This is a genomic window from Candidatus Uabimicrobium amorphum (assembly GCF_009002475.1).
GTDB classification, from domain to species: domain Bacteria; phylum Planctomycetota; class Uabimicrobiia; order Uabimicrobiales; family Uabimicrobiaceae; genus Uabimicrobium; species Uabimicrobium amorphum.
This window is the reverse complement of sequence record NZ_AP019860.1, coordinates 5,074,859-5,100,283: the sequence shown is the minus strand read 5'-3', so window position 1 is coordinate 5,100,283 and position 25,425 is coordinate 5,074,859. Positions and strand designations below refer to the sequence as shown.

General features: G+C 39.6%; 11 protein-coding genes. 2 read left to right on the top strand and 9 right to left on the bottom strand.

Features of this window, described 5'->3' with window-relative positions:
* Positions 1 to 113: 113 nt before the first annotated feature.
* The 9 genes from UABAM_RS18435 to UABAM_RS18395 all read right to left on the bottom strand — a co-directional run bounded on the left by UABAM_RS18435 (position 114) and on the right by UABAM_RS18395 (position 22,935).
* A complete protein-coding gene (locus UABAM_RS18435) occupies positions 114 to 1,793 on the bottom strand; it encodes a hypothetical protein (protein ID WP_151969482.1) in 1,680 nt (559 codons plus the stop codon).
* Positions 1,766 to 5,149: a DUF5682 family protein gene (locus tag UABAM_RS18430; RefSeq protein WP_151969481.1), complete on the bottom strand. Its 3,384-nt coding sequence runs from the start codon at positions 5,147 to 5,149 to the stop codon at positions 1,766 to 1,768. Before UABAM_RS18430 ends, UABAM_RS18435 begins: the two co-directional genes overlap by 28 nt.
* An 8-nt stretch (positions 5,150 to 5,157) precedes the next feature.
* Positions 5,158 to 6,306, bottom strand: coding sequence for an ATP-binding protein (locus UABAM_RS18425; RefSeq protein WP_151969480.1), 1,149 nt, complete (start codon positions 6,304 to 6,306; stop codon positions 5,158 to 5,160).
* Positions 6,306 to 12,080 (bottom strand): DUF4132 domain-containing protein, encoded by a 5,775-nt coding sequence (locus UABAM_RS18420; RefSeq protein ID WP_151969479.1) that lies wholly within the window; start codon positions 12,078 to 12,080, stop codon positions 6,306 to 6,308. Before UABAM_RS18420 ends, UABAM_RS18425 begins: the two co-directional genes overlap by 1 nt.
* Positions 12,081 to 12,329: 249 nt before the next feature.
* On the bottom strand, positions 12,330 to 13,265 hold the full coding sequence (locus UABAM_RS18415) for a phosphodiester glycosidase family protein (protein WP_151969478.1): 936 nt from the start codon (positions 13,263 to 13,265) through the stop codon (positions 12,330 to 12,332).
* Positions 13,266 to 14,034: 769 nt separating this feature from the next.
* Complete coding sequence (locus UABAM_RS18410; protein ID WP_151969477.1) at positions 14,035 to 14,397, bottom strand: STAS domain-containing protein; 363 nt, start codon at positions 14,395 to 14,397, stop codon at positions 14,035 to 14,037.
* A gap of 92 nt (positions 14,398 to 14,489) precedes the next feature.
* Complete coding sequence (locus UABAM_RS18405) at positions 14,490 to 15,599, bottom strand: prenyltransferase/squalene oxidase repeat-containing protein (protein WP_151969476.1); 1,110 nt, start codon at positions 15,597 to 15,599, stop codon at positions 14,490 to 14,492.
* A gap of 366 nt (positions 15,600 to 15,965) precedes the next feature.
* The gene (locus tag UABAM_RS18400; RefSeq protein ID WP_151969475.1) at positions 15,966 to 20,621 is read right to left on the bottom strand and encodes a tetratricopeptide repeat protein; all 4,656 of its coding nucleotides are present in this window, start codon (positions 20,619 to 20,621) and stop codon (positions 15,966 to 15,968) included.
* Between the two features lie 325 nt (positions 20,622 to 20,946).
* Positions 20,947 to 22,935, bottom strand: coding sequence for a SpoIIE family protein phosphatase (locus UABAM_RS18395; protein WP_173013405.1), 1,989 nt, complete (start codon positions 22,933 to 22,935; stop codon positions 20,947 to 20,949).
* A gap of 322 nt (positions 22,936 to 23,257) precedes the next feature.
* On the opposite strand from UABAM_RS18395, the gene radC reads away from it, so the two are divergent.
* Complete coding sequence (radC, locus tag UABAM_RS18390; protein WP_151969473.1) at positions 23,258 to 23,947, top strand: RadC family protein; 690 nt, start codon at positions 23,258 to 23,260, stop codon at positions 23,945 to 23,947.
* An 85-nt stretch (positions 23,948 to 24,032) separates the two neighbouring features.
* Positions 24,033 to 25,193: an agmatine deiminase family protein gene (locus UABAM_RS18385; protein WP_173013404.1), complete on the top strand. Its 1,161-nt coding sequence runs from the start codon at positions 24,033 to 24,035 to the stop codon at positions 25,191 to 25,193.
* Positions 25,194 to 25,425: the final 232 nt, after the last annotated feature.

Sequence of the window (25,425 nt, the reverse complement as noted above, 5' to 3'; positions counted from 1 at the left end):
TAAAAATAGATACATTCGTTTAAATGTAATACTGCATAGTCGTATAACTTAGTTCGAGTTTACCGACAACGAACAAAAGTAGCAAGAACAAACTAATGTTCCTACTGCCAGTATTATGCATCGCATGCCCTAGGTAAAATATCTTTTTCCACAAAAAATTTCTCATACATCGCCAATTTCAACCACGACGAGGCAAACTGTTTTTCATCTAATTCGCGACGATACCCAATCGAATTGCGTTGTGGGCGCTGCGCTGCTTTATGAACGCCTTGTAAAAGAGCCACCGCGGTTTTTAACATGTTTTCTTGTAATACAAAGCTTTCCTTACTGACATTTAGAGCAAGATCATTTGCGAACGACGACACACCACAAAGAACCGCGGCACGAATTCTGCGCTTGCATAAGTCGATAGGACTTAAAGAAACTTCAGGGGTTGCAGCGATGACACAGGCATTTTTCACTCTGGGTAAACAATCTAGTGAAAAGTTATAATGTTCTGTGGCAAAACGCAGGGCAACTAGAGTAATTTTGCTATATTCTTTACGCGCAATACATTGGAATTCTTCGCCTAGAGGTAAACGTTCGTAATTTTTTTGCGCTTCTAAACAAGACGGGATCTTTGGTAAAGAAATTTTCCATTTGTACTGCTCATAAGAACAATCATTTGCAATTTGTAGGTATATGTAGTGCTCACGAACACCTTCTATTTTTCCACGAAAAAACAGAAATCCCTGTTGCTTTTCTTCCAAGACAGAAAGTTGCTCTTCGAGAGGAATATCCCATAATTTTTTTATCAACGGTGTATCCCAACTGCACGCACCACCACTTACGGCCTTAGCATTTTTGTGAGCACTGAGACGATGATCAAAAGAAGCGCGCGCATTTTTGATAAAGATTTGGCTACGACTCAAGTGGTGGTGCGTCATACTAAGATCTCCCAAGTCAGGAGCAGAATGATAATAGGTGTATATTTCCTCGCGAGTACCTGGTTGCACAGAGTTAATACTCCATAAATTGTGATCTTCGTCAGTAAACCAAGTGCTCACCCCTGTGTAGCCACTGTCGCTAATAATCGGTAACGAAAAAATACCAAAAAGTTTGCGTTGATCTATTTCTCGGTACGAACGACGACCAATACCAATCCATTTGACCTCACACGTCTCCTTTGTCGTCAAAATATGCGCAGTGAGCAAACTTTCGCGCATGGCACCAACAACATCATGGGGTTTTTTATCTTTTACATTTTGCATTTGTTTATACAAATACGTTGTATTTGCCGCTAAACGGTGCAACGATACACTTTTTGCCCTATGAATAATCCGCAATAACTTTGCTTCGAGGATAAGACCGGCATTACAACAACCACCCGCGAGAATTTCGCTAAGAGTGTCTAGTGCGGCAACACCGGCATCGTATTGTTCTTCACTAATAGCCACATCTTTGTTTGTGTTAAATTCAGGGGCTTCCGGCTGTGCAACTTTTTGTGTGGCATCGTCGGTCACTTCAAGAACCGCCAGACAAGCAAACACGTGATAACAACGAGGTGTTAGCAAACAACTACAAGTCACTTGTTCCGGTTCCTTGAGTACTTCGCCACAAAGCGTAATGCGTTCTCCTTTTTCACTCTCAATAACAACATTGTCTCCGTCGCGATTCCACTTCCAGTTCTCTGCAGCTTGCGGAGATTTTTCAATGCGTTTGCGAATGCGTCGGGGTAAATTTTCGGTAAAATCCGCCAACAACAACTGCGTAATTGTTGGACGTTCTATTTGCTTACTTTTTTTGCAATCCATCGCGATAACTCCAATGGTGTAAGAGCAGCTACCGGCATACCCGCACTCACAACTTGTTCAGCAATAGCTGTTTCATAGCACGGCTGGCCACTATTGTCAATCGCCGCCAGCCCCAGTAGATGACAACCGGTGTTTTTCAGTGCATCGACTTCGTGCAAAAGATGAGATACCGCACCGCCCTCGGCAAAGTCAGAAATCAACACCACAATCGTCTGCGCTGGCTTTTCAATCAAATTTCGTGCATAGTTCAGTCCTTTGGCAATCAAAGTTCCTCCGCCAATAGACACATGAAAGAGTAAATCCAAAGGATCTTGAACGCGCTCACTAAAGTCGATAACTTCGGTGTTAAAAGCCACAAAGTTCACAGATAAAGCGGGAAGGCGTGCTAAGATAGATGCGGTGATGGCGCTGTGAATGACACTGCGCTCCATCGACCCGGAAATATCCACAACGAGTACAATGCGCCATCCCAAACTTTTCTTTACTTTATTTTGAAAATATATTTTATTTGGCACAATGTGCAAACGATTCTTCGCATCATAATAGGCATTGTTCAGATTGGCATTTAAGGTTTTTTTTAGATGTATTTTACCGGTGTTGCGCATCGTAGGTTTAGGAGTAGATAAGCCAGTAAACGCTGGACGAATTTTTTGAGAAAGTTCCTGTGTTAGTTCGTCAATAATACGATTGGCCAATTTTCGCAAATGCTGTAGTTGTTTTTCGGAAGCGGCACCTTTTAAGGACAAAACTTGTTCCAGCAGATCTATAGATGCTGTCACTTGTTGTGGATTAATTTCACTAATAGCGGCAATACGGCCTTGCATTGCTGACTGGGCCAGAACTTCGTCACAAATTTGTTGTTGAAAAAACTTTTGCAACTCCTCTTTCCATTCGCGAATCGTGGGAAAGCCACTTTCCGTAGGCGAACCACTCTGCGAACCATATAATTCATCTAAGCAACACGCCACCTGCGAAGCAAAACCACTATGCCGCGGCGCATATCCAAAAATCAGAGAGCAACGATCTTGGGGAGAGATTTGCTGCTCTCTCGTTGTCTTTTTTATGTGTTTCTTATTGCGAGTGGTCACTTCGTGATGCGTCGGCATCTCAAAACCCAATTCACAAAGTCGTTGCCGTGCATACAAGTCCTGTTCGACCCACTGCGGTGTATTTCTTGTGGAATGTACAATATTTAGATCCTCGTCGTAGCGTTCTTTTAGCCATGACAGAACTTCGTGACGCGAGGTACGCGAAAGAGGAAGAAATCCCTGACGCAAAAACGGAAGACGCTGCAAAAATTGTGCATCATCCATGACTTCTATTTCGTCAAAAAAGTCACTTAACCAATCGTGCTGTAGCGCAAATAATTCGTCGGCGAGATAAATCCCTCCTTGCAAAAAGTCGCAAAGTTTTTTTGCCATTTCGATATACTGCGCCTCCCTCAACAACGAGCAAAGACAATGTGCAAAATCAGCAACGGTTTGTTGTTGTAAAAGGACAAGCGCCACATGAGAAATTCCGCGAATCATGTAGCTCTCACAACGAGAAAAACGCTGTAGTATTTCTTCTAAGTACAGGCTCTCGTAACTATTGCGAATTTGATACTGTACAACTTCTTTCATAACCGCAAGGTCCTCAGGTTTACTCCCGATCCCTTCTAAAGAAGCAAGAAGTCTTTCGTAAAAATGCTGCACATATTTTTCATATGTTTTTTCTCCGAGATCGCTTTGCTCAAAACCCGGTATGAGTCCACTTCGGATCTTTTCCAAAATAATCAATACTTGGTGATTTACGTGTAATTTTTGCGGTGTCTCATATAGCTTACACAAAATTTTACGGGCACTTTGTGGCAATATACAATGACAGGCAAATTCCAAACAATACACCTCATTGTTCGCATCCTGCTGTCGTTGACGCAATACCCCTTCGCATACTTGTGTGATATTCGCACCATTGATGGCATATGTATGAATTTGTGCCTCCACAACGGGATTCCACGCGATACTCCATTTACTGGTAAGTGGCGACGAAACAGAAATTTGCTGGGTGGTTTGTTTTTCCACCAATTGTATTCCCACATAATGTAAACGTTCAAAAAACACGTGGCGCTTATAATCCAGAGAAGAGCGAAGTGGATCTAACACAAGTTGCTTGGGTTGTTTCTCCAATTGTGGCAAAGAAGGTAATTTCAGGATTTGTAGATTCTGTTCGATATTCGCGTACAAACCGCTTCGCGGCACGCGTTTATGGAGAAATCCGCGCTGTTCGCCGACAAGTGCTTTTTGTAACGCGCGCGCAACAATTTGTCCGCGACCATATATTTCCCCTTGGGTAAGACAAGTTTCGATCGCCTCTAAAAACTCGCCGCGCCCAATCGTTTTTAGGCTGCGTAAAGAACTAAGGTCCTTGGCCATGCGTAATATTTCAATGGCATCTGGTGTTCCTGCACAATGGTCCTCATCGCGAATCGCCTGACAAATTTGTGTGAGTACTTTTGCCATAGTATCTTCGATACAGCCACTATTCCTAAGAGTTTCCCATACTCCTTGTCGCCACAACGGATCGCGTATTCCCGCTGGATAACCAGAACGAGAATCAAGAAGATCAAAAGAATAAGGAATCAGAGATGTGGTAGTATCTTCGCAAATTTTTCCGGTGGTCTCTTGCCACAAAAGAGGCTGGCGAAGTAAGGCCGCGGCATGAAAAGCCCCCACAATGACGACGACTTTTTGCTGTTGTGGATATTTTTGCAATTGTTGGCGCATAAAAGTCTCGCGAATCAAATCGCTGCGATCAATACTCTCATCGAGAAAAGAATCTACGCGCAATGCCCACCCCAAACGCAAGGCATTGCGACGTATTTTCCATGGATCACCACTATCGGTCTCCACAACACTATCCCACAGGGAGGAAAAATCTTTACATGAAAATTGATCTAAGAGGTGGTGGAGAACATAATCGTTGCGTATCACATACGAGTCATTTTCCACAGGGGATCGCTCCACAAAACAATCGCAAGGCTCAATAGCAACATTATTGCGTAATGCCCAACGAATCGCGACGAGCTCAGGAGAAAAATCTGCCAAAGGATAAAAAGAAAATAAACGATTTTCTTCTCCCCCTGCAAGAGCCACCGGAGCTTGAATATCTTTGTCGTTTAAAAAAGGTAGCCACTTGCGAAAAAATACCGGAAGCTCTAATAAAATGTGTTGCGGATGGTACTCCTCTAGTATACGCTCCACCATGTAAGCACATGCGGGAGAATGGTGACGAATTCCAATAATAAAAGGCTGTCTTTCACTTTCCAGCAGTTGCAAAGTTGTTTGCAACTCAGGTACTTTTTTTGTTTTTTCCATGACATCTCTCACGATAGTTCGTCGCGTAGTTCATACAACTGTTCCCATATGCGTTCGTTGCGTTTGGTACGTTCAAGAACGGGGCCGTCCCAATAGCGCAGAATTTTATCCTCATCTTTTGGTTCGTCTTTTACGACAACGCCCTTAATATAACCAGGAAGATCGCGAACAATGTCTTTTGCAGAAGAAAAATAACTTTGTTTGCGCGACAACGAGCAGGCAATGCTCACAGCTTCCGCGGTACTCATAATGGCCGTTGGACGTTCCACGCTCCACCCTTCCTCCGTAACTCCACTGCGCAAATCGCGAAAGCAAGTGACAAGAGCATCTAAAAGTACATCATCTAACTCAAACGTAAGTTGTTCATTTGCGAGGTATGTCGTCGCTTGGGAACGAATCAAGTCCGCTTCTTGTTGTTGATCGGCAATAGGATGAACATTTTCAAAATTAAAACGTCTTTTTAACGCCGCGGACATTTCCGAAACCCCCTTATCGCGTAGATTCGCTGTCGCAATAACGTTAAAACCTTGCTGTGCGTATTCTATAAGAGAATTTCCCGTGCTGTCCTCAATCTCCGGTACGACTAGGCGTCGTTCAGATAAAATAGAAATCAATGCGTCCTGAACTTCGGGCAAACAACGCGTAATTTCCTCTATGCGTACCACGGCCCCTTGTCGCATACCTTGCAACACGACCGATGGTGTTAACGCTTTTATCGAATATCCCTCAGCAAGTAGTAACGAGTAGTTCCAGCTATAGCGAAAATGCTCCTCTATTGTTCCCGCCGTCCCCTGGACTGTAAGAGCACTATTGTTACTGATCGCAGCCGCGAGTAGTTCTGACAACATCGATTTTGCTGTCCCAGGTTCCCCCACAAGAATAAGACCGCGCTCACCAGCAAGGGTGACAACACAACGCTCTACAAGTGAAGTATTGCCGACAAATTTACGGGTAATTTGTAAATTTTTGGGAATTTTCGCCGGTGCTTTTGTGCCCTTTTTCAACGACAACTTTTCTCCACCGAGAATAAATTTCACCGCAGCGCGTGGCGTGATCTGCCACCCCTTGGGACGTGGCCCTTTGTCCCACACTTTTAAAAAATCGAGCTCTTTTTTGTAGAGAGTTTCAATTGCTTGGCGTTGTGTTTGTTTGCCCATTACATTTTCTCCCACTGTGGAATATCACCATCGACGACTCGTTGCCAAGCATCATTAAATAATTGATGCACGCACTTTGTCGCCACTATAGTTCCCAAAGGTGTCACTAAACGATTTTCTTCATCCAAACATGCCTCGTATAATGGGAGCTTCCATAACTCAAGTGGCAAATGCGGCGCTTTGAGATCGAGCCATGCTCCCGGCAAAAAGTGCTCACGTCCCGCACGTTTTCTTTTCGCATGTAGAAGTAACTTCTTGTCTACGAGTTCCGTGGTGGCCTTTTTGTACTGTGCTGTTTTCCAGTGATTCCACTCTAATATGTTTGCTTTTGTAGGCTCAGCAAGCGTGAGTGTTTGTAAATATAAGGTCGCCGCCTCGCTAGATATTTTGTATTTTTTCTGTACTTTTGCTACGATTTTTGGCGCAGATTTTTCGGGATTGGCTTCGAACTCTCCGTGCCGCAAAGGTGAGCTTTCCATGCGTTTTATTACCGCAGCAAACGCCTTATCTTTGAGCAATGAAATACAAAAATGGTTGCTAAGCGCCCTTTTTGAGCGAGGGGCAATTGCTGTCATTTTACTCCATACGTCCTCCTCGACAAACAACGCCGGACGTATTAAAAAATAAAATGTGAAATAATACTTACCGCGCAAATACAAAACGATATCGTAAGATTTTTTGTTCCATATGAACGACTCACCATGTTTGCACTTCTTCTTTTTTGGTTTCCCTAACATCGTGGTGAGAAGTTGTAAAGTTTTCCCTTCGTCTTTCGGTGACTCCTCTAACCATTGTCGTTCCAGACACATCACAAAACTTTTGTTACTCATGCGTTCTTTTGTTTGTGCGTACAATTTCGCCAAGCCTGGAGCCAGTGCATCGCCTACCGCAAGCTTTGTCTGCAACCACAAGGTCATCTTACAAAACGTCTTGAGTGTCTCTTCATCAAAGCATGGTGTATCTTCACAGCTATTTGTCAACTCACCATCATCGGCAATGTTCCATTTGCCATCATTGGCGTAGCTGTGCTCACTAATGCTACCGTTTGCTATCAGTAAAAAGTTGGTGTAATCTATTTTCTGCGAATAGTAGTCTCCTGTGGCAAACTTTTTCTTGGCTTTTTCTAAAAGAGCCAAAGAAACGGGTTCGCGTTTACCAACAACCTTATTCCAATTTTTTGCCAAAAGCAGCGTCATTTTTTCCATACTACTAGACTTCCAATACGTTTCTAAAACGCCCTCATACAGATGATTAATTTGTGTCAGACTCAATTTGGGAATCTCTTTTTCTGCAATTTTCATTTCCTTTGCCTTAAGGCCTAGTTGATCACGCACTGTTTTTGCGTAGTCAGACTCATGCAGATATTGATTTCCGATAGAAACATTCAAAATATAAAAAGCGCCCCCTCGAGAAACTCCTGTTTCCTGTGCAAAAATTTCTAAAATTTGCGGAGTAATTGTAAAACATTGCTGATCGCGCAATTTTTCTAACAAGTCATGTATTTTTTTACTTCCCACATAGGACTGCTGCGTGTAGATTTCCTCTTGCAACGAGTGATATGCAACAAGTGTTGGTTTCTTTGCCGTAGATATTTCACTAATCGTTACCTGTGTTTCCTTATCCTGGTAGTAATATCCTTGCGAAACAAAGTTCATAATAAATACGGCATTTTTTTCGCGTTGCAACACGAAATTAGATCCCTCATATTTTTTTTCATACTTTGTCACATATGTTTTTAACTGTGCTTTTTTGGGGAAAAATGCGGCGATGTTCTCTAAAAATAGCCATAAGCTCTCACGTTGTTGATCTTCTAGAATAGGAGACAAGGCCATCATCCCCAAAGTTTCTATTCCGCTTAAAAATTTATTCCATCCCAGAATCGTATTTGTCGATACTTGGTCTTTGTTTGACTGCACAAAATCACTTACCTGTTGCAGTGATGGGTATAAATTGTTTTCAGAACTATAACCATAGTGCCGCCGGGCATTCAACTGGTACAATATAGGGGCGATCGTACGGCGCTCGATAATAACCCCCGCCACACTCTCGTTGCGTTTAGCAAGACTTTCTAGTTGTGCTTCGCGGTGCACGATAGAATTCAACAACTGTGTTATACTGTCAATGATACGTTCATTTTTTATCTTAGGTAATTTTTCGGCAATGGCCTTACATTGTTCGCGATGAATTTTCTGCTGTTTATCTTCATCCGCATCCAACTCATACAGGTTTTTACACGCTTTGTATATCTCTTCGACTTTGCTTTTGGAAATCTTACGCAAAAATTTCGACGCTGTTTCGTCGCGTACATCGTATAAATGCCACCACAAAGCAGGCAACGTAAAGTAGCTATAACTAGAAAGTGTGTATCCATCTTCATCCACAACAAAAGCGTCTGATCGCGAGTCGTTCACGCAAAGTGCCAGTGTTTCTTTTTGCTGTGGCATACAAATGACAGCATCTGGCTCGATGTGTCTACTCGTTTGAAATGTTTGCCTGCAAATGTTTTCGACAAAGGTGATGTCGTTGTTTTTTTTCACACGAAGTCCGTAAAGTTTTCCTTTTTGCCCTAAGATAGATTTGGAAATCTGCTTAGGTAGTGAGTGCAGTTGACATTGTCGATGCAGCAAAGTGTCTTCGTCTTGTAAAAATTCATCAAAAAATTTAGGCAAAGAAGCCCGCCCTTCTTTATTCGTTTCCAGATCCCACTCACAAAACTCTTCTTGTCTCTTTTGCATATTCCATGTACACGCCCAATATTTTTTACCGTCAAACAGTATTTGACGTCCATCCAGGGCACTCAAAGACTCGTCACTGCGAGGCTTGATAAGATATGGATATAGACTTGGTTCTTGGGTACGACACAATTCGTTAAGTCCATATATCGTCTGGTAGTAAGAGCCATTGTAGGTGAACTTCTTTTGCGGCTTTGACATCCAATAACACATGTGCTCCGACCAAGTTTTGCGCAAAATCACCAGTAAATCATCATGAACAAAAAAAGCTTTTTGGTAGGAAAACCCTTTGGCGATCGTAATGTCGTACTCCGCTATTGTTTTGCTGCTATCTAAAACAGCTATTTTTCCGCCGTGAAACACCACCAAATACGGGAATATACCGCTAATCTTGACTTCATCGCGCGCTTTCTCATCTAAGCTTTGCAAGTAACTATCCAACGATTTTAAACCGTATTCTGCCAAAATTCCCTTTTGTAAATTGCGTGTAATATTGGCAATAGGAGATCTTTTCTGCAAAGCTTTTTTCACTTTAGGGTATAGTTTTTGTGTATTAGGTGTGAGCGAACAGGCAAGAAGTTCGGTATTGTGGACATATTCAAAAACGTAACCTTGCTGTAAAGATTCAATTGTATTCAGTAGATACTCTTCGAGCATCTCTTTTAAATGGGCTCTTTTATAAATTTGTTTCTCAAGACCGATACGTTCGTTTTCATCGTCACAATAAATCAAATTTCCCAATGCGCGCATCAGCATGGGTCGAAATACAGTATTTGTCGCCACATACTCAAGCTCACGGCTTTTATCTGGCCCTGGAATTTTAGGCGACAACCACCTATCAAAGCTCATCAGTATTGTTTTCGTAGAAGGTGCAATATCTATTTGCATTTCGAGCAATAAATCCAATAAATCAACATCTACGGTAATTCGCGTATCGTACTGCCACCTTTTAAAAGACGATTGCAGAGAAAGCGACTCTTTAGAAAAAGCACTGTGGTAGTCACGTATAATCGCAAATAATTCATTGCACACGTTGTCCTGCGAATAGTAATCTACGCGATTGCAATAGTTAATCGTTTGTTCTAGCCAAGCGATTGTCTTAATGTCATGGTTTTTGCAGTATTTCTTGTCTTTCAGCGCCTCCAAGGCGCCAACATCGCGCAATAAATTCAGCCAAAAAGCGTAGTTTTCCGACTTGCTATGTTTCATCGGAAAAAGAAATAACAATTTCGCATGTAGATGTTTATCGGTCTTACACAGCTGAACAATATTTTTTTGATAATACTTCCAAAAATCCAACGGTGCATTGTTCAGGATGGGCGCTTCAATGATACTATGGAGAAATTCTTTCTCCAACGCCTGCGCGTTTTTTATTTGTTTGGTGAACGATGCCAGGAGTTTTCCCATACCAACAAATGGCGGTACTCCACCACAAATTCTCTTACTGCACAACTCTTGAAAGTGATTGTACGCTTCTTTGGCAGAATATAACTTTTGCAACTCCTTGGCGTAGTCCTTCAAACTAGCAGTGGTGACTGCCCCGCAAAGAGCAAATTCCAAAAAGGTTTCACGCCGTGCATTTTCATCTATTTTGAGCGCATATACTTTTTCTGCACTACGCGCTTTGGCGAAAAACTGCGCCGCATATTTTTGATTACTGTTGTCAATAAACCTTCGTCCCGCTTCTTCATGAAAAGAGGGCAAGAAATGCGGAGCTGTCTTTGCCAACTCTTTTGCCAAGTCATCAAATGCGGTTTTCGCATGTCCAGGCTTACTCTTGATAAGCTTTTCGCATTTTTTGAAATCTTTGAGAATCGTCAGTGCATATTTGGCGTTTTTGCTGTCATTGACCAAAGCCCATTCGGGAAAACCCATGGCGCGATTTATTTGTTTTCCTAACTTACCTAGCGTTTTTGTCAACGAAAAACCATAGTAGTTCATTAGCGCGTCTTCACCTGCACCTAATTTCTTCGTGGTAATGACTATGGTTTCCTCTTCTAAAACGGGGTGTACATAGTAACGAGCCTCTACCATGTCGCATTTATACTTTTTTGTTTTATATGCATGATCCGCCACACCTCCGGCTTCTAGCAATTTCGCTGTAGATAGAGCCGCTATTTTTTGTGGCGGGTTGCTACTTTCAGCAACAGGAGGCGGTAAATCCACAGGATATTTTTCTTCATCTTTCTTGCGCTGAGCAAAAATAGCACTCGCCATGCGATGCCCTTCAGAAAAAGCAATCGGGCCAATCTCTTGCAACGTTAAACTTTTACCTTTTTCATTTACCCAAATAAGCTCACCTGTATATGTTTCGTATTCTGGATACTCTGCTCCAATCCAATAACGAGCTTCTGTTTTCTCTCCTCGCTCCCAAATAAGGCATGTCGCATAACCACCTGAAACTTTATACCCTAAGTTTTTTGCACGTGTAATGGCATAAAATAGCTGTTCAAAATGCCCATTGTCGTAGTTGAGAATTTCTTTGGATTCCGATTTGTCATTGCTATTTTTTTCCCAAATCTCACGAAAAAGTTGTAAAACTTTTTGTTCTAAATCAAGCTCTGTAGCGAGTTCCCTTAAATCAGCAAGATCGGGAATTAAAATAGGGTGGGGAATCACAATATACGAAGCCCCCAACCACTCCGTTTCCCCATCAACATTGATAATACCGACACCTTTTTCGGCACAGATATTTTTGAGAAAACCACAGGCAGACAACTCGATATGATCGTCTTCAACAGGGCATACCACAAGATTTTCCAATGTATTTTGCCATAGCTTATCTTGCCATAAAATACACAAAATTTTCGTTGAAATTGGCAGAGAGCGTTGAAACCAAGTTTCAATTTGCTGTGCAATTTGTATTTTGCGCTGCGTGAGCCACTGTTGCAATTCTTTTAGCTGTTCTGTTTCGGGAAGTTCTTTGACTTTTTTGGGAAGGGTCTTGACGATTTTACCTTTGGCGTTGCGACAAAGTATATTGTTATCTACTAAGGCAATGTCGTACCCTAAAGATGTGGAAATCCATTTTTCATTGGACATGCGAATTCCTTTGTTTAATGAATGTGGAAATTTGTTCAAATAATCGCGATATCGTTTTGTTTATCGACAAAGTCTTTTACCGAGCTTAACTATACAATCGAACATCGCAATTAGGCAACCATTTTCGCCTTTGTGATGCTATGTACATTCTTACTCTGAGAACATTGAAAAATGAGAGCTAAATTTTAGCTCTCATTTTTATAGTTTTACTTTTGATTAAATAGAGGAAATTTGCGTGGTTTGAAAACGTCAAAAAGAGGTCTTAGGAACAATGACAATTGCAGAAGCCACTTCTCGTTCGATTTCTCCTCCTTGCGGTCGATTAATTAAGTCTCCATTGATAACAAGAGTGGAGGAACCTCCTCCGTCTAAATTTAGTGCTTTCTCAGCTCCTAGATTTACAAAAATGTCTGCCAATTCAATTAAAGATATCCCTGCGCTGGATGTTTGTCTTCCATCCACAACAACGATTAATAAATGCTGATCGGGAGTGTATCCTAGAGCAGTTCTAGGTTGTTTTTGCGTGGTGTTCCCTATTCCTGATCCAAAAAAAACTTCTTGTTCCCAAGTAACAGAAGGTAATCTAGAGTATACCAGCATTGGTCCTCCTCCTACGCCCATGTGAAAAGAAGTTTTCGTTCCAAGCGTTGGAAAAGTTTTGTGTGGCTGTGGTTGTGTTTGACCTTCCCGAATGGGGCTGGGAGATGTATATGAGAGTAAATCTCCTTGAAACTTATATCCCCAAAAGATATCCGCTACACCAAATTGGTCTACAACAAAAATGCTTCGTGTTGGATAGTAAACGATTCCTTTACGCCAAAACTGAGACACGTTGTTTGACAGTATTTTTTTGTTATTCGCAATAAAACTATAGGAAATTCCCTGTCCTTTGCTTACGCCAAAATATCCGGCATTGATAGCTACGAAAGCGTCGTGTTCCTTCGCAAATCGAGTGACAGGCTGTTTTCGTTTTGAGTTTTCTGCTAAAACTGCCTGCATTTCCATATCATGTTTTCGCAAATCAATATCAACATACCAAGCGCGTATGGGCGTCATGTCATTTTGCGCACTAAAAACTCGTATAGAAAGCGGTAATTTGCTATTGAGTTTCTCTACCGGTTGCCAGTCTAAATTTTGGCAGAACAGAATTTGAGAGAAGAAAAAAAGATATATTATATACTTCATCTTTACCTCTACTAATGCATAAAGAAGTTCTGTAAATTCATGTGTTGATGTTATTATATCAAAGAAGTGGTAGTATGATCTTGCAAAATGATTTAAATTTATTTGAAGTGCTGAACGAAATCTAAGGTATGCAGGCCATTGAGGGATCTACACTGACGGTTGAATTTGCTATGGAAAAGTTTTTAAATGTGGGCAAAAAATTAGAGGCTACCTTCAGTAGCCTCGATTGGTTCAAAAATGATGTAGAAACTCAATTTTTAGTAACTTTAATTACACACGGATTTTTGCAGTTGAAGAGAAACTGAGTCTCATTCTCAAAAACAATAATACAAAATTACAAAATAATACAATTCACTAATAACAGCACAAAAGGAAGTTTATGCTTTGTTTTTTCATCAAAGTAGAGGAGAGACTTTGATTACAAGGAGCTATAGACAAATTGATATGAGCGTCTTCTTTAATTGACACTGAGTCTCAATATCATGCTTAACTCAAGAGAAAAATAAAATTTAAAAATACATATAAGGTAAATTTGTGAATAGATTACCTTTCTGTAGAAGAAATGTCAAGAGTAAAAAAAATTTTTTTCCCATAAATAGCATTACAAATAAGCTATTAGCGATAAGACGCCCAAATATATTGGCTCGCAGAGTATTTCCTTGATAAGAAGATTAGTTTTCGTATATATGTGCAGAGAGGTGGTGATTCATAGGGATGCTTTTAGGAATAACGAGATTATTCTCGTTAATTCCTAAAAGTGGTAGTAATTTTATAAATTACTCTTAATGTACTCGATAGCTTTTTCTTCGTCTCCGACGATAGGTAGTCGATCGGAAAGCCCGATTGTTTCTATCAAGTTTTTAAACTTATCTGCATTTATGAGACAAGCACAACCACTTGCCATGCCAATTTGAGAAGTGATATTGATTAGAACACCAATACCTGTACTATTTATATTGTGAGTTTGCCCAAAATCAAAAATGTAAAACTTGATATCTTTGGAGTAGCACTCACTAATACTTGCTTCAATGACTTGCATACTTTTCTGATCTACAGAACCAATGAAGCTTAGAATAGCTACATCCCCGATTGTTTCGTAATTCTTAAATTCTGAAGTAATTTGGAATTCCATAGGTTTGCCACAACTAAAATTGAACTGCTAGAAATTATACTTTTGACAATGCCAATATACTAGTTATTCAAGCAGTTATCAAGATTTATTTGTTATTTGTAACAAATAGACAATGCCAGTACAGCATAAGCCGTAACCAATCGGGGATCACCCTCCCACCATTTATCTTGTGTATTCACCCAAGATCCATCCTCACGTTGTTTTTCAAGCAAAACCTTGGCTAAATCTTCACGCCAGTTATGCACAACATTTTTATCGTCGGTAATGGTATCTTCTCCGTAAACACTCATGGTTTTTGCAAAGGTGTGGTAATAATAAAAAAGTCCTTTGTGTCCGACACCTCCTGGATTTTCGCTAAGGTCGTAGTTACTTGCTATCCACTTATATGCCGCTTGAACACGTGGATCATTTTTATCTACGCTTGCATAAATATAACTTTTAATACCCGCGTAAGTCATACTACCGTAAGAGCGATATTTGCTACCATCACTTCCTGCCTTGCTATTTGCAGGATAATATACGAATCCACCGTCATTAGCTACCCAGCCTTTACCAATTTGGTCGTTACTCTCGGTACGATTTTGGCAACGTTGTAAAAAAATCAGGGCTTTCTTATATACTTCATGGTCTTTCGATAGGCCTGAGTCATGTAGTGCTTCCATTGCATATTGAGTATTCGACAGGTCAGGACGTTCATCTCCACCATAGCCAACTCCACCATAGAAGGGATCTTTTGCAGGATCGTAGCCTTCGCCTTCATCGCACTGTAAATCAACCAAATATTGCTGTGCTTTCTTGATAACATCTTCATGCTGTTTTGCCACATCGGGATTCCCCGACAATGCAAGTAGAGCAACCGCGGTAATATAGTTGCCTAAATTCGTTGCATATATGCCTCCATTTTTTTTCTGCAAACTCACAAGGTGTTCGATCGGTCTGCGAACCCATGGTCCATCATCAGGACCATACTTGCGAGGGCTTAGAAAAAAAGAATACAAAACAAGAGCTGTTACTCCTGGATGTCCCCAATGCCCTTCTTTGTTTTGGGAGTAACGCAAGTAGCGCACCCCACGGTCTATCGCGGACTTTACTTTCCCTTTTGTTTCTTTTGAAAGTTTTACGGAAGTTGATTTTTTCTCATCAGCAAAACTCATTTGTGGCAAAAACATACTAGCAAGCAAAACAATAACAAGATATCTCAAAGCGTACCTCCTAATTTAAAGATGTTTATCTGTTTACCCAATTTTATGTAGGGCATGTCATCAATTAGCTAAGAACACTAAGTGTAAATAAAATATGCATATGGTGTCATTCCTGGCTTGACCAGGAATCCACAAATAAAAGTACAAAACTCAATAAAAATAAGACTTTCTTTTTACATAAGAATTTTTTTCTTTTATTGTTTTTTCTCTCAAAAAGCGTGGATCCCGCATCAAGTGCGGGATGACACAGTAAAGGAAATTTCTTTAATTGATGACAGTCCCGAAGTTTGCCTATAAAAGTTAATTGACAACACGCCCTATTTAAGTAACGTATTTTCTGAATAAAAGTTCTGATATTATTATGCATTATTTCCAAGACATCTTATTCCAAAAACGCATAAAATCATTGCTAATTTCTTGTTCTTTTTCCTGTAGTAAAATTTCCGCAAGTAATTCTTGGGGTTTTCCTTTGCGTAGTGTCTCGTATAAAAATCTCTTAAAATCTTTCTCATACTTGGAGTTTAACAAGAAATAAACCCAAGCGTAACTCAAAGAACGATTTTCAAGAAACTCCGTGCCATAAAATAATTCATCATCAGTTATTTTATTCAGGTCTGCCTTACCAGTGCGAATAATATCCTTGATTCTAAAATAATGGTATAGCGAAATTTTTTGTTGTGCAAAATTTTCGACCATTCCTTCTTTTAGCCACACCGGAAGATTTTTTCCCACTACAAGTTCAAAAATACATGCTTTGTTCAATTGTAAAATCATTACTTCATTGTGCAGATCGGTACAACCGGCAAGCATATGTTGCTGTGGAGAAAATACGAAGTTGCTAAATTTAGGCTCTGCAAACAAGTGACTATCTAAATATTTCTGCAACGCATTTTGTTGCGAAAATATTTCAACGGTTGTTGACGAAACAGAAGGCTGTGCTATTTGCATAAGTTTACGAAAACGTTTATTCACATTTTCGAGGTAGTCACCAACAACTTGTTTTTTTTCTGTCAATTTGTAATTTGCCGTTTGATAAGGCGTATTATATTCTTTGATGTACGAAAAATATTTTTTCGCTTCCTTGTTCTCAGGGTCTTGCCCTATGTATGTTTTCAAAATAGATTGCGCTTTTCCGATATCATTGTTTTGCAAGTGCCAACTACACAAAAGATAACTTGTCAAAAACTCTTCTGGGGCAATTGTCTGCGCTTGAAGATAATCTTGGAGAGCATCTTTATAATGCTGTAAAAAATTATGTGCTATACCGCGAACGACATAAACAGTGTAAAGTTCATCTTCATTTTTGTCTTTTAATATTTGGATCACGTCAGAACAGTCTTTAATCGCGGCGGTGTAGTTTTTCATCTCGTTGTAAAGTCTTGCCCGCGAAAGTAAGATAAAAGGATTTCGTGGATATGCCGCATACAATTCCTCGATGAGCTTTTGTCCCACAAGCAAGTCACCTTCCACAAGCGTTTTATATACCTTTTCCAGAGAAGAACGTGAATTTTGGTCTAACTGCGTATAGTATTTTGCTAGAGATTTAGGTATACCGTTCACCCATACATTTTTCGTCACTTTCTTCTCTTGCAATCGAAGCTTTGTCAACGCAACCTGTTCCGTAAACCATTTTTGATCTACTTCACCGATGACGGTGATATCATCAAATCTCACGCGTGAGTCAAATGTACCAAAACTGACACCTCCTTGTTGGTAGGTCTTGTTCTCGCGTACATTCAACAAACGCCCGCCACTAAGATTCAACGAAAGTCTACCATTGTGAGCGTTTATATGAATTTTATAATTTTTGCCACTTGGTATTGTTGGCGACTTGGTACTGGCAAGTATCTGCAACTGGTTATCCTGGTAACACTGAATAATGTTCTGGCTATTTTTATCTTGTAAACTTTTTCTCCAGTTAAGAGCAAATAGGTAACCACCATTGTCTTTTGCATCTTCATGATACACTTTTGCATACAAATTGTACTTACTACGCGGTGCGATTTGTCCTTGAAATTTAACTTGTACTTTTCCGGTAAAAGGAACATGTAGATGAGCAAATGCTGGGGCAGAGGCATCCGCACTTACTTCCAAATATTCATTGATAATAGCCCCCGCAGCCGAAGTCTTGCCTCGGGTGACATTTTCCCAAGGTCCTAAGTTCATAGACGGAGAAAAATTATAGATAATTTTCCAGCGTTTACCTAAACGTTGAGGCTTTCCCCCAAAAATCTCTTGTGCAATTTCTTTTTCTGCAAACGTATGCTGTGAAGGTTTCTGGTAGTCTAAAATCGAAAAGTCCACAACCATTTTTTCATTGTGTTCCACAAGTCCATAGTAACGTGCCTGTAGTTTGGACAGCCATTGTTGTGCGAAAAGTACTTTTTCCGGAACTTTTTCGGTGGGCCAATACCAGCGTGAATTAGAATAAGTAAATCCCAAAAATTTTCTTGCTGCACGATGATTTGGTGTTAAGGAAATCACCTTCTCAAATTGTATTTGTGCGGGTAATTCTAAATTCTTTTCCAAACACCACAATCCCAGTTGATACTGCGCTTGGATATTATTGTCGGCTAGTTTCTTCGCGACCAACAAGTAAGTTTCCCAAGGAGAAGGGAACTGCACTTTTCGCAAAATTTGCGCTGAAGATAAATACCTTACCCCTTCGGTAGTACGCAACGTGTAAAGTTTTGTGTCTTTATTTTGTAAGAGATATCCACTGAGCATCTCTTTACGTAGAGTAACCAGTGACCAATTCCCCAAATTCTTTTTCACATGCCACTCACCATTAAACCATACAAATCCCTTATTCTTTCGATCATACATTTCATTTTCGCGTTTTACGGTTTGCGGCAGTGTCCAACGATGATCAAAAAAGACATAACCTTGTTGTTTGGCCATTTTTGCATAAAGCGCACGGCGCTTTCGTAAAGATTCTTTTTGTTTGTTTTCCCATTTTTTTAGGGGGGGAACTTGCTGCTTCTTTATCACATTTTGTTGTTGTTTTTGCTGTTGTTGTTTTTCCTGTTGCTCTTTTCTTTGGATGGCTAACTGGATTTCATTGTATTCACTTTGAGAAATAAATTCATCTTGGTACACCACGTACCCACCTTCAGGTATCGGAATCCCTGTTTTTGAAGACATGAGTTTCCAAGCAATATTTTCCTGGGTGGGATTTTGCGTAACGAATCTCACCAGCATTTTTTTTGCTTGCATATTGAGATTATATTCGTAACAAAATAACGCCATTTCCCAAGGATATTTACGATCAATAGAATAGAGGAAAAGTATATTGAGAAGTTCCGTAGGATTGATCACATTACGCTTTATTTCATAAATATTGTTTTGCTCGTTAACGACAATGGTTTCCTCTTTTACTTTTTCAATATAAACATTGTGTCCGCTAACATGTGCCACTTTCTTTTCAAAATTTACCGCTTCTTTAAGAGATGTGATGAGTTTACCCAACGAACGAAACTCACTAGCTCGTAAAGATAATTTACCATTTTGCTTTACATCTTTATTCTGCGAAATAATTTTCAAATATGTATTGTATACCTTCAAAAATTGATATTTGTTAATGGCATTACGCGAAATTTGCAACAGCTCCTCTATGGTTTTCTCACGCGGTTTTTCAGTAATTTTTGTCGGATTTTTTTTATCTTCAACACTAGACGCTGCCTGCTCATAAGCGATAAATATACCAATCATAATCGATAACACGACAATCGTCGCCGTAAAAACAGTCTTTTTAATTGTTGTATCTGCTTTTTGATAGTGCCCAAGAATGGTGTTAATGGTTTTCATTTCAATAGGGTTGGCACTTTTCAAACGCTCGCGTAATTTTTGCAATTCTCCTTGCAAAGCTTGCTTTTGCATCGACTGTGAAGTACGAAAAGTTTCATCCAGTTCTTTTTCAAACTCTTCTGTTTCTGCAAATTCTTGGGGATCAACATATTCCTCATGCGTTGGTAGTTCGACGGTTGCCTGCACGGTTGCGCTAACATTGGTATCATCGGCCATTTCACGTACTAGCTTTATACGCTGAGAATCCGCCCATTTTTTTGCAATGGCTTCTCTTTTCAAATTCCCCTTGAGTATTAATATATGTGAAAGAGGTACACTGAGGTTGTGTTTTGCAAACAATTCTTGAATTTCGAGTCCTTCATCCACAATGCTTTCTTTTAGCTGCTTTTCTTCTCGCATTTTCTCAAAGAACTGTTGTTCTTTGTCACTAAGGCAAATTAGATCAAAGCGAAGACTATATTCAATGCCAGACACTTTTTTCAAAAAAGATGCTATTTTTTGGCAATCTTCTGTCTTTAAAAACTCACAATAAAAACAGACTTCCAGATATTTCAAACTAAGCTCGGTAACCCCTAAAGATCCCTCCCACTTAGTCAAAGCCTCTTTGGCATTTTCTAGCGACATTTTATTATTTACAATTGCGATTTGATTGATAAGCACAGCAATGCTCTTTTTTACCGTTTTGCTATCAAAGCCTTTTGCAATATTCAAGCTACCAATTTTATCTTCGACATTGGGAATTAGATTTTTAATAGGATCAGAAAGAATTTTTTTGTGGAATAAAATATTTAAAAGAGGGGTTTTTATTTGGGAGTTTTCTAATTTTGCTTGAATATCAATACACAAATTCAAATCTTCAACACATATCGCAAATTTTTTTTTAAATTCTTCTGCGGAGAAATTTTCGTCATCTTGAAAACTTGTTTTGCCGCCTATCGCTTCGTAGAAAACTTCATCATCGGCAAAGGTAAATTGGCAAACGCGATAGTTGCGTATTTTTTTAATTTGCTGTGCACGAATCATGGAATAATAAACAGCGAAAATTTGCTCTATCGAAAGCAATCCTCGTTCGTACATAACTTGTGCAATATGTTTTTTTAAACCAAGAACTCTTGAGGTACTTACCTCTACGACACACATTTTAATATCTTCGCGCTTTACGAATTGGTATGTGGCAGCCGTTCTTCCAAACAAAACATCACTGTTTTTTACCATGTTATGATTCCATCAATTAAACCTATAAGAATTATAAATAGATAACGTTACATCTTATAACTTGTGCTAGTTTGTAGATAAAACGCCCCTGAATAATAACCCAAGTTAAAAATTCATATTGAGCATCAATTTGTGAAAATGGTTTTTTGTTTCTACGGGAGCGGGATCGGGAGCAGGATCGAGATCGAAAAAATAGTAATCTTTTTGCTAAGCAAATCGTTCGTTTAATGAAAAATGATGCAGGGTATCCCTACATCATTTTCAATTCTCATTCTGAGAGATAATTGCGGTGAATTGGAAGAGTCATATAAATAAAAATAGATTTTTACTTCACTTTAAAGGCAAGGATGGTAATATCATCAGCGTCCTCATGAGCCCCTTTAGAAAACTCTCCCACATCATCTTTGACAATTTTAATGACTTCCTCTAAATCGGAGGCACTTGATAATTCAATCACTTCGCACAGTTTTTCAAAACCGTACTCTTCTCCAGCTTTTGACTTAGCTTCGGTAATACCATCGGTGTATTGAATAACGATATCACCTGATTGTAATGGAATCTTTGCCTCTTCACACTTCAATGCCCAAGGAACACCAATGATAGTTCCTTTTGGAAGAAAGGTGGTAAGTTTCGGATCGCGTTCCTGGTTGTAAAGAATAAGTGGATTATGCCCCGCGCGTGCAAAAGAAAACACCTTTTGTTCTAAGTCAAGGACACCATAACCAGCGGTAGTAAACGTTGTGGTATCCATATCGGGATGAAGTTCTTGGTTGGCATACTCTAACACTTCAACAGGTGAATCTAAATTTTTAGACATCAATTTCACGATGGATTTGACCATCCCCATCACAACAGCGGCTTCTACCCCATGTCCGGTAACATCTCCAATCACAATTCCCATTTTGTTATCATCAAGTTTGACGAAATCATAAAAATCTCCCCCGATTTCTTCCATCGGTTCAAATGTTACGTGGAACTCGTAGCCTGGAACTTCGGGCGTCTTCGGGAACATTGCGCGGATACGTTTTTGGGCAACAGAGAGTTGCTGAGTTTCTGTATATACTTTGATATCTTGAAAAATTTCTTCGGCCTTTTGATATCTCTTTGCTGGAGATGGCTCCAGACATTTCATGACGATGTCACTCAGTGGCTGCGGAATTGCTGGCTTCACTTTGTTAGGAGCCAACTTGGGTTTGTATTTTAGTGCCTTGCCATACTTGGCCGGGTCTTTTAGTATATCTTCGGCATAAGGCAAACATCCACATAAACACTGATAAAAGATGACGCCTAACGAATAAAGATCTGTACGATAATCCACGTCTGCAGCACTTTTAAATTGCTCTGGGGAAATATAACCTTCTGTCCCCATGGCTTCACCTTTTGCGGTCAAGTACAATTTTTCTTCGCTGGGATCTACGATTTTAGACAAAGCAAGCCCAATGAGCTTGAGATATTTATCATTAGTAAGCATTATATTCGAAGGATTCACATCGCGATGGATGATATTTTGTCTGTGGGCAAATGACAGCGCACTTGCTAGCTGGCACATAATTTCACAAGTGGTTTCAATATCTAAGTACCCTTTGTCTTTTAGCCGAGAAGTTAAAGTCTCGCCTTCGACATATTCCATGACAACATAGTTCATGCGAAAATCTTGGCTGATCCCCGTATCATAAATTTGAACAATGTATGGGTGATTTAAGCGCCAGGCAAGATTCGCCATATTCATAAATCGTTTTACTAAGGTAGGATTATTAAGGTGTTGTGGAGCAACTGTTTTTATAGCGACGGGACGTTTGAGCGACTTTTGAATTGCCTTGTAGACAATCCCCATGTTCCCATAATCGAGAATTTCTTCAAAGAAATAACCATCGATTTCATGACCCACAGGATTGCTGTGGTCCTCAATTTCTTTTTTCTCTTCTTTTTTTGTCACAGGGACTTTGATAACAATTGGTAGTTTAGAAAATTTAGTGGAGCGGAATAATTCACGCCCAGATAGCTCATAGGTTTTAATATTTAGTAAAATATCTTTTGTCAGATAAATGACATCACCACTACGCAATTCCCTAGTGCCGTCAACATGGTCAACATTTACATATATCCCATTCTCTAAATAATTTTCAACCCAAATTTCACCATCTTTATTCTTTATCACACATGAATAACTATCGTCAATGTTATCAGGCGTATTGAGGTCTTCTACTTCTTGAAGAATGATTCCAAAGGAGTCTCCCATAGGAACATATTTTGAATATCTTCTTTGTTGGTTTTTAATTTTATCTATTGCCGTAATCGTTATTTTTACAGTCATAACAGTCCCATATCCATAAGCCATGAAATCTTTTCAAATAACTGGGGCCTTAGACTTTCTCCCAGCCACGGAATATACGCAATTTGTCGTACAACAGAATATCGAGATCTAAATAAATTTTTATTTTTTATGATAGCCGCACTTTGTAATGATGTCAAGTATCTTATGCGATTTCATTGTAAAGTTTTCCTGTGAATTTTGCACTTATTTTACTTTGCGATAAATAAAGTTGTCGTAATTATACGTATAATACGAGAACTCCGATCCCGATACCGTTTTTGTTCCGAAATCCAGATGATTTAATAGTAAAGAGATACACATTATGAAAAATAGGGATTTACGTTCGTTATCTCCTGATGAACGTCCGCGAGAAAAAGCGTTATTGCATGGTCTACAAACGCTCTCAAACAGAGAACTTTTTGCGATCATATTGCGTAGTGGGACGCGTCATCTAGATGTTTTGGACATATCAGCGGCAATACTCGACAAGTTTTCTAATTTACGTAACTTGGCCATAGCAAGTGTTGGTGAACTCAAAAAAGTACCTGGTATTGGTACAACAAAAGCCTTGCAAATAAAAGCATGTATGGAAATAGCACGTAGATTTTGTCAAAAATCCGTAGAAAATGGACAAGTATTGCTCAGTAGCAAGCAGGTTTATCAGCATTTTCAAAGTATACTACGCGATGAAAAAAAAGAAAAGTTTTATTTATTGCATCTAAACAGTAAAAATCAGCTACTCAAACAGGAATTAATCTCTATCGGTTCATTGAATGCATCCATCGTACACCCTCGCGAAGTATTTTCTTCGGCAATTAGGGAACGCAGTAATTCTATTTTATTAATTCACAACCATCCCTCAGGTGACCCAACCCCTAGCGACGAAGACATACATACAACAAAAAGACTTATCAAGGTAGGCTCCTTAGTTGGAATTAAAGTCATGGACCATATCATTATAGGAGATGGCTGTTATGTAAGTTTGGCAGAACAAAATATCGTGTGCTTTTAAAATTTTTTTGGTATCATATAACAACCTTGGTATCACTTCATACCAAGCACAAATATTTTATCTACACCATTTTGGGAGAATAAAATTGAAAGAGTTTATTTGTATTTTTTTGTGCGTCACATTGTCTTTTTGTTGGGCACAAGCATCTACCCCCAAAAATCTAACCGCGGAAGAAAAACAGCAAATTATCGATCAATTTGCTGGCGAAGGAGATAGTTGGGAGACCATTTGGGGAAAATATCTACAGTCGAAAAAGAATTTTCGCTTTAGTCCTCCGAAAGGAAAATTTATTGCTCCGGCTGAGTTTGAAAAGTGTGAAGGGGTTTGCATTTCCTGGACAGGGTACAATCGCCTTTTGACGAACATTGCCAAAGAAGTATCGATAACCGATAAGGTTTATATCGTTACTAACTCCCCGGACTATGTCACCTCGATATTAGAACAAAACGGTTGCAATATGGAGAACATTGTATTCTTACGTCAAAGACTGAACAGTGTTTGGATGCGCGATTATGGACCGTGGTTTATTTATACCGATAGTGGCAAAAGAGGTATCATCGACCTTGTCTACAATAGACCTCGTCCACTGGATGACAAGTTCCCTAAAAGTTTGGGAGATAAATTTGGCTGGGAGACATTTCAATGTCCGCTCATTTTACCAGGAGGAAATCTAATACTCGATGGTAAGAAAACCGCGATTATGACGGATGTCGTTTTTGATCCAAAGCAAGGCGGAGATCCTAATCTTTCAGAAGAACAGCTAAGACGCTACATGAAAGACTATTTTAGCTGTGACCAAGTTTATATAGTTCCGGATATGGAAAATGATGGCACTGGACACATTGACATGTTTTGTAAACTACTCGATGATAGAAATATTATCGTCGGCGAGTACGCAACACCTATGGACGGCTATGGTAACAACTACTATATATTGAACGATATCGCCAAAAAATTATCACAAATGACAAACAGCGATGGCGAAAAATTTGTGGTACATCGTATTCCCATGCCTGCATATCAGTGGGGAACGAGCTACACACATACAAACTCACTTATTGTCAATAATACAATATTAGTTCCTATCTACGGACGTGGCACAGATGAAAAAGCACTGAACGTTTACAGAAAACTCATGCCAAATCATCGCGTTGTAGGTTTGGACTGCAATGAAATTATTGGTGCGAATGGCGCAATTCATTGCATTACCAAGTTGGTAATGGCCAAAAAAGCATCGCAAAGATAGCAATTACATTTTTTTATTGATCAAAAACTACAAGTGTGTCATCCCTGACTTGATCAGGGATCCACGCATTTATAAATCAATTTTATATTGTGGATTCCTGCTTTCGCACATGGCTGTCAAGCTAAGACAGAAAGTACTACAAATAAAAGAATTACATTTTTTTCTCTGAAACTAAAAAACTACCTTACCGGTGTCATCCCTGACTTGATCAGGGATCCAGGCGCATACAATT

Bases quoted from the DNA above. Each gene is read 5' to 3' on its own strand.
- UABAM_RS18435 (WP_151969482.1), bottom strand. From the start codon at position 1,793: ATGGATTGCAAAAAAAGTAAGCAAATAGAACGTCCAACAATTACGCAG.
- UABAM_RS18430 (WP_151969481.1), bottom strand. From the start codon at position 5,149: ATGGAAAAAACAAAAAAAGTACCTGAGTTGCAAACAACTTTGCAACTG.
- UABAM_RS18425 (WP_151969480.1), bottom strand. From the start codon at position 6,306: ATGGGCAAACAAACACAACGCCAAGCAATTGAAACTCTCTACAAAAAA.
- UABAM_RS18420 (WP_151969479.1), bottom strand. From the start codon at position 12,080: ATGTCCAATGAAAAATGGATTTCCACATCTTTAGGGTACGACATTGCC.
- UABAM_RS18415 (WP_151969478.1), bottom strand. From the start codon at position 13,265: ATGAAGTATATAATATATCTTTTTTTCTTCTCTCAAATTCTGTTCTGC.
- UABAM_RS18410 (WP_151969477.1), bottom strand. From the start codon at position 14,397: ATGGAATTCCAAATTACTTCAGAATTTAAGAATTACGAAACAATCGGG.
- UABAM_RS18400 (WP_151969475.1), bottom strand. From the start codon at position 20,621: ATGGTAAAAAACAGTGATGTTTTGTTTGGAAGAACGGCTGCCACATAC.
- UABAM_RS18395 (WP_173013405.1), bottom strand. From the start codon at position 22,935: ATGACTGTAAAAATAACGATTACGGCAATAGATAAAATTAAAAACCAA.
- radC (WP_151969473.1), top strand. From the start codon at position 23,258: ATGAAAAATAGGGATTTACGTTCGTTATCTCCTGATGAACGTCCGCGA.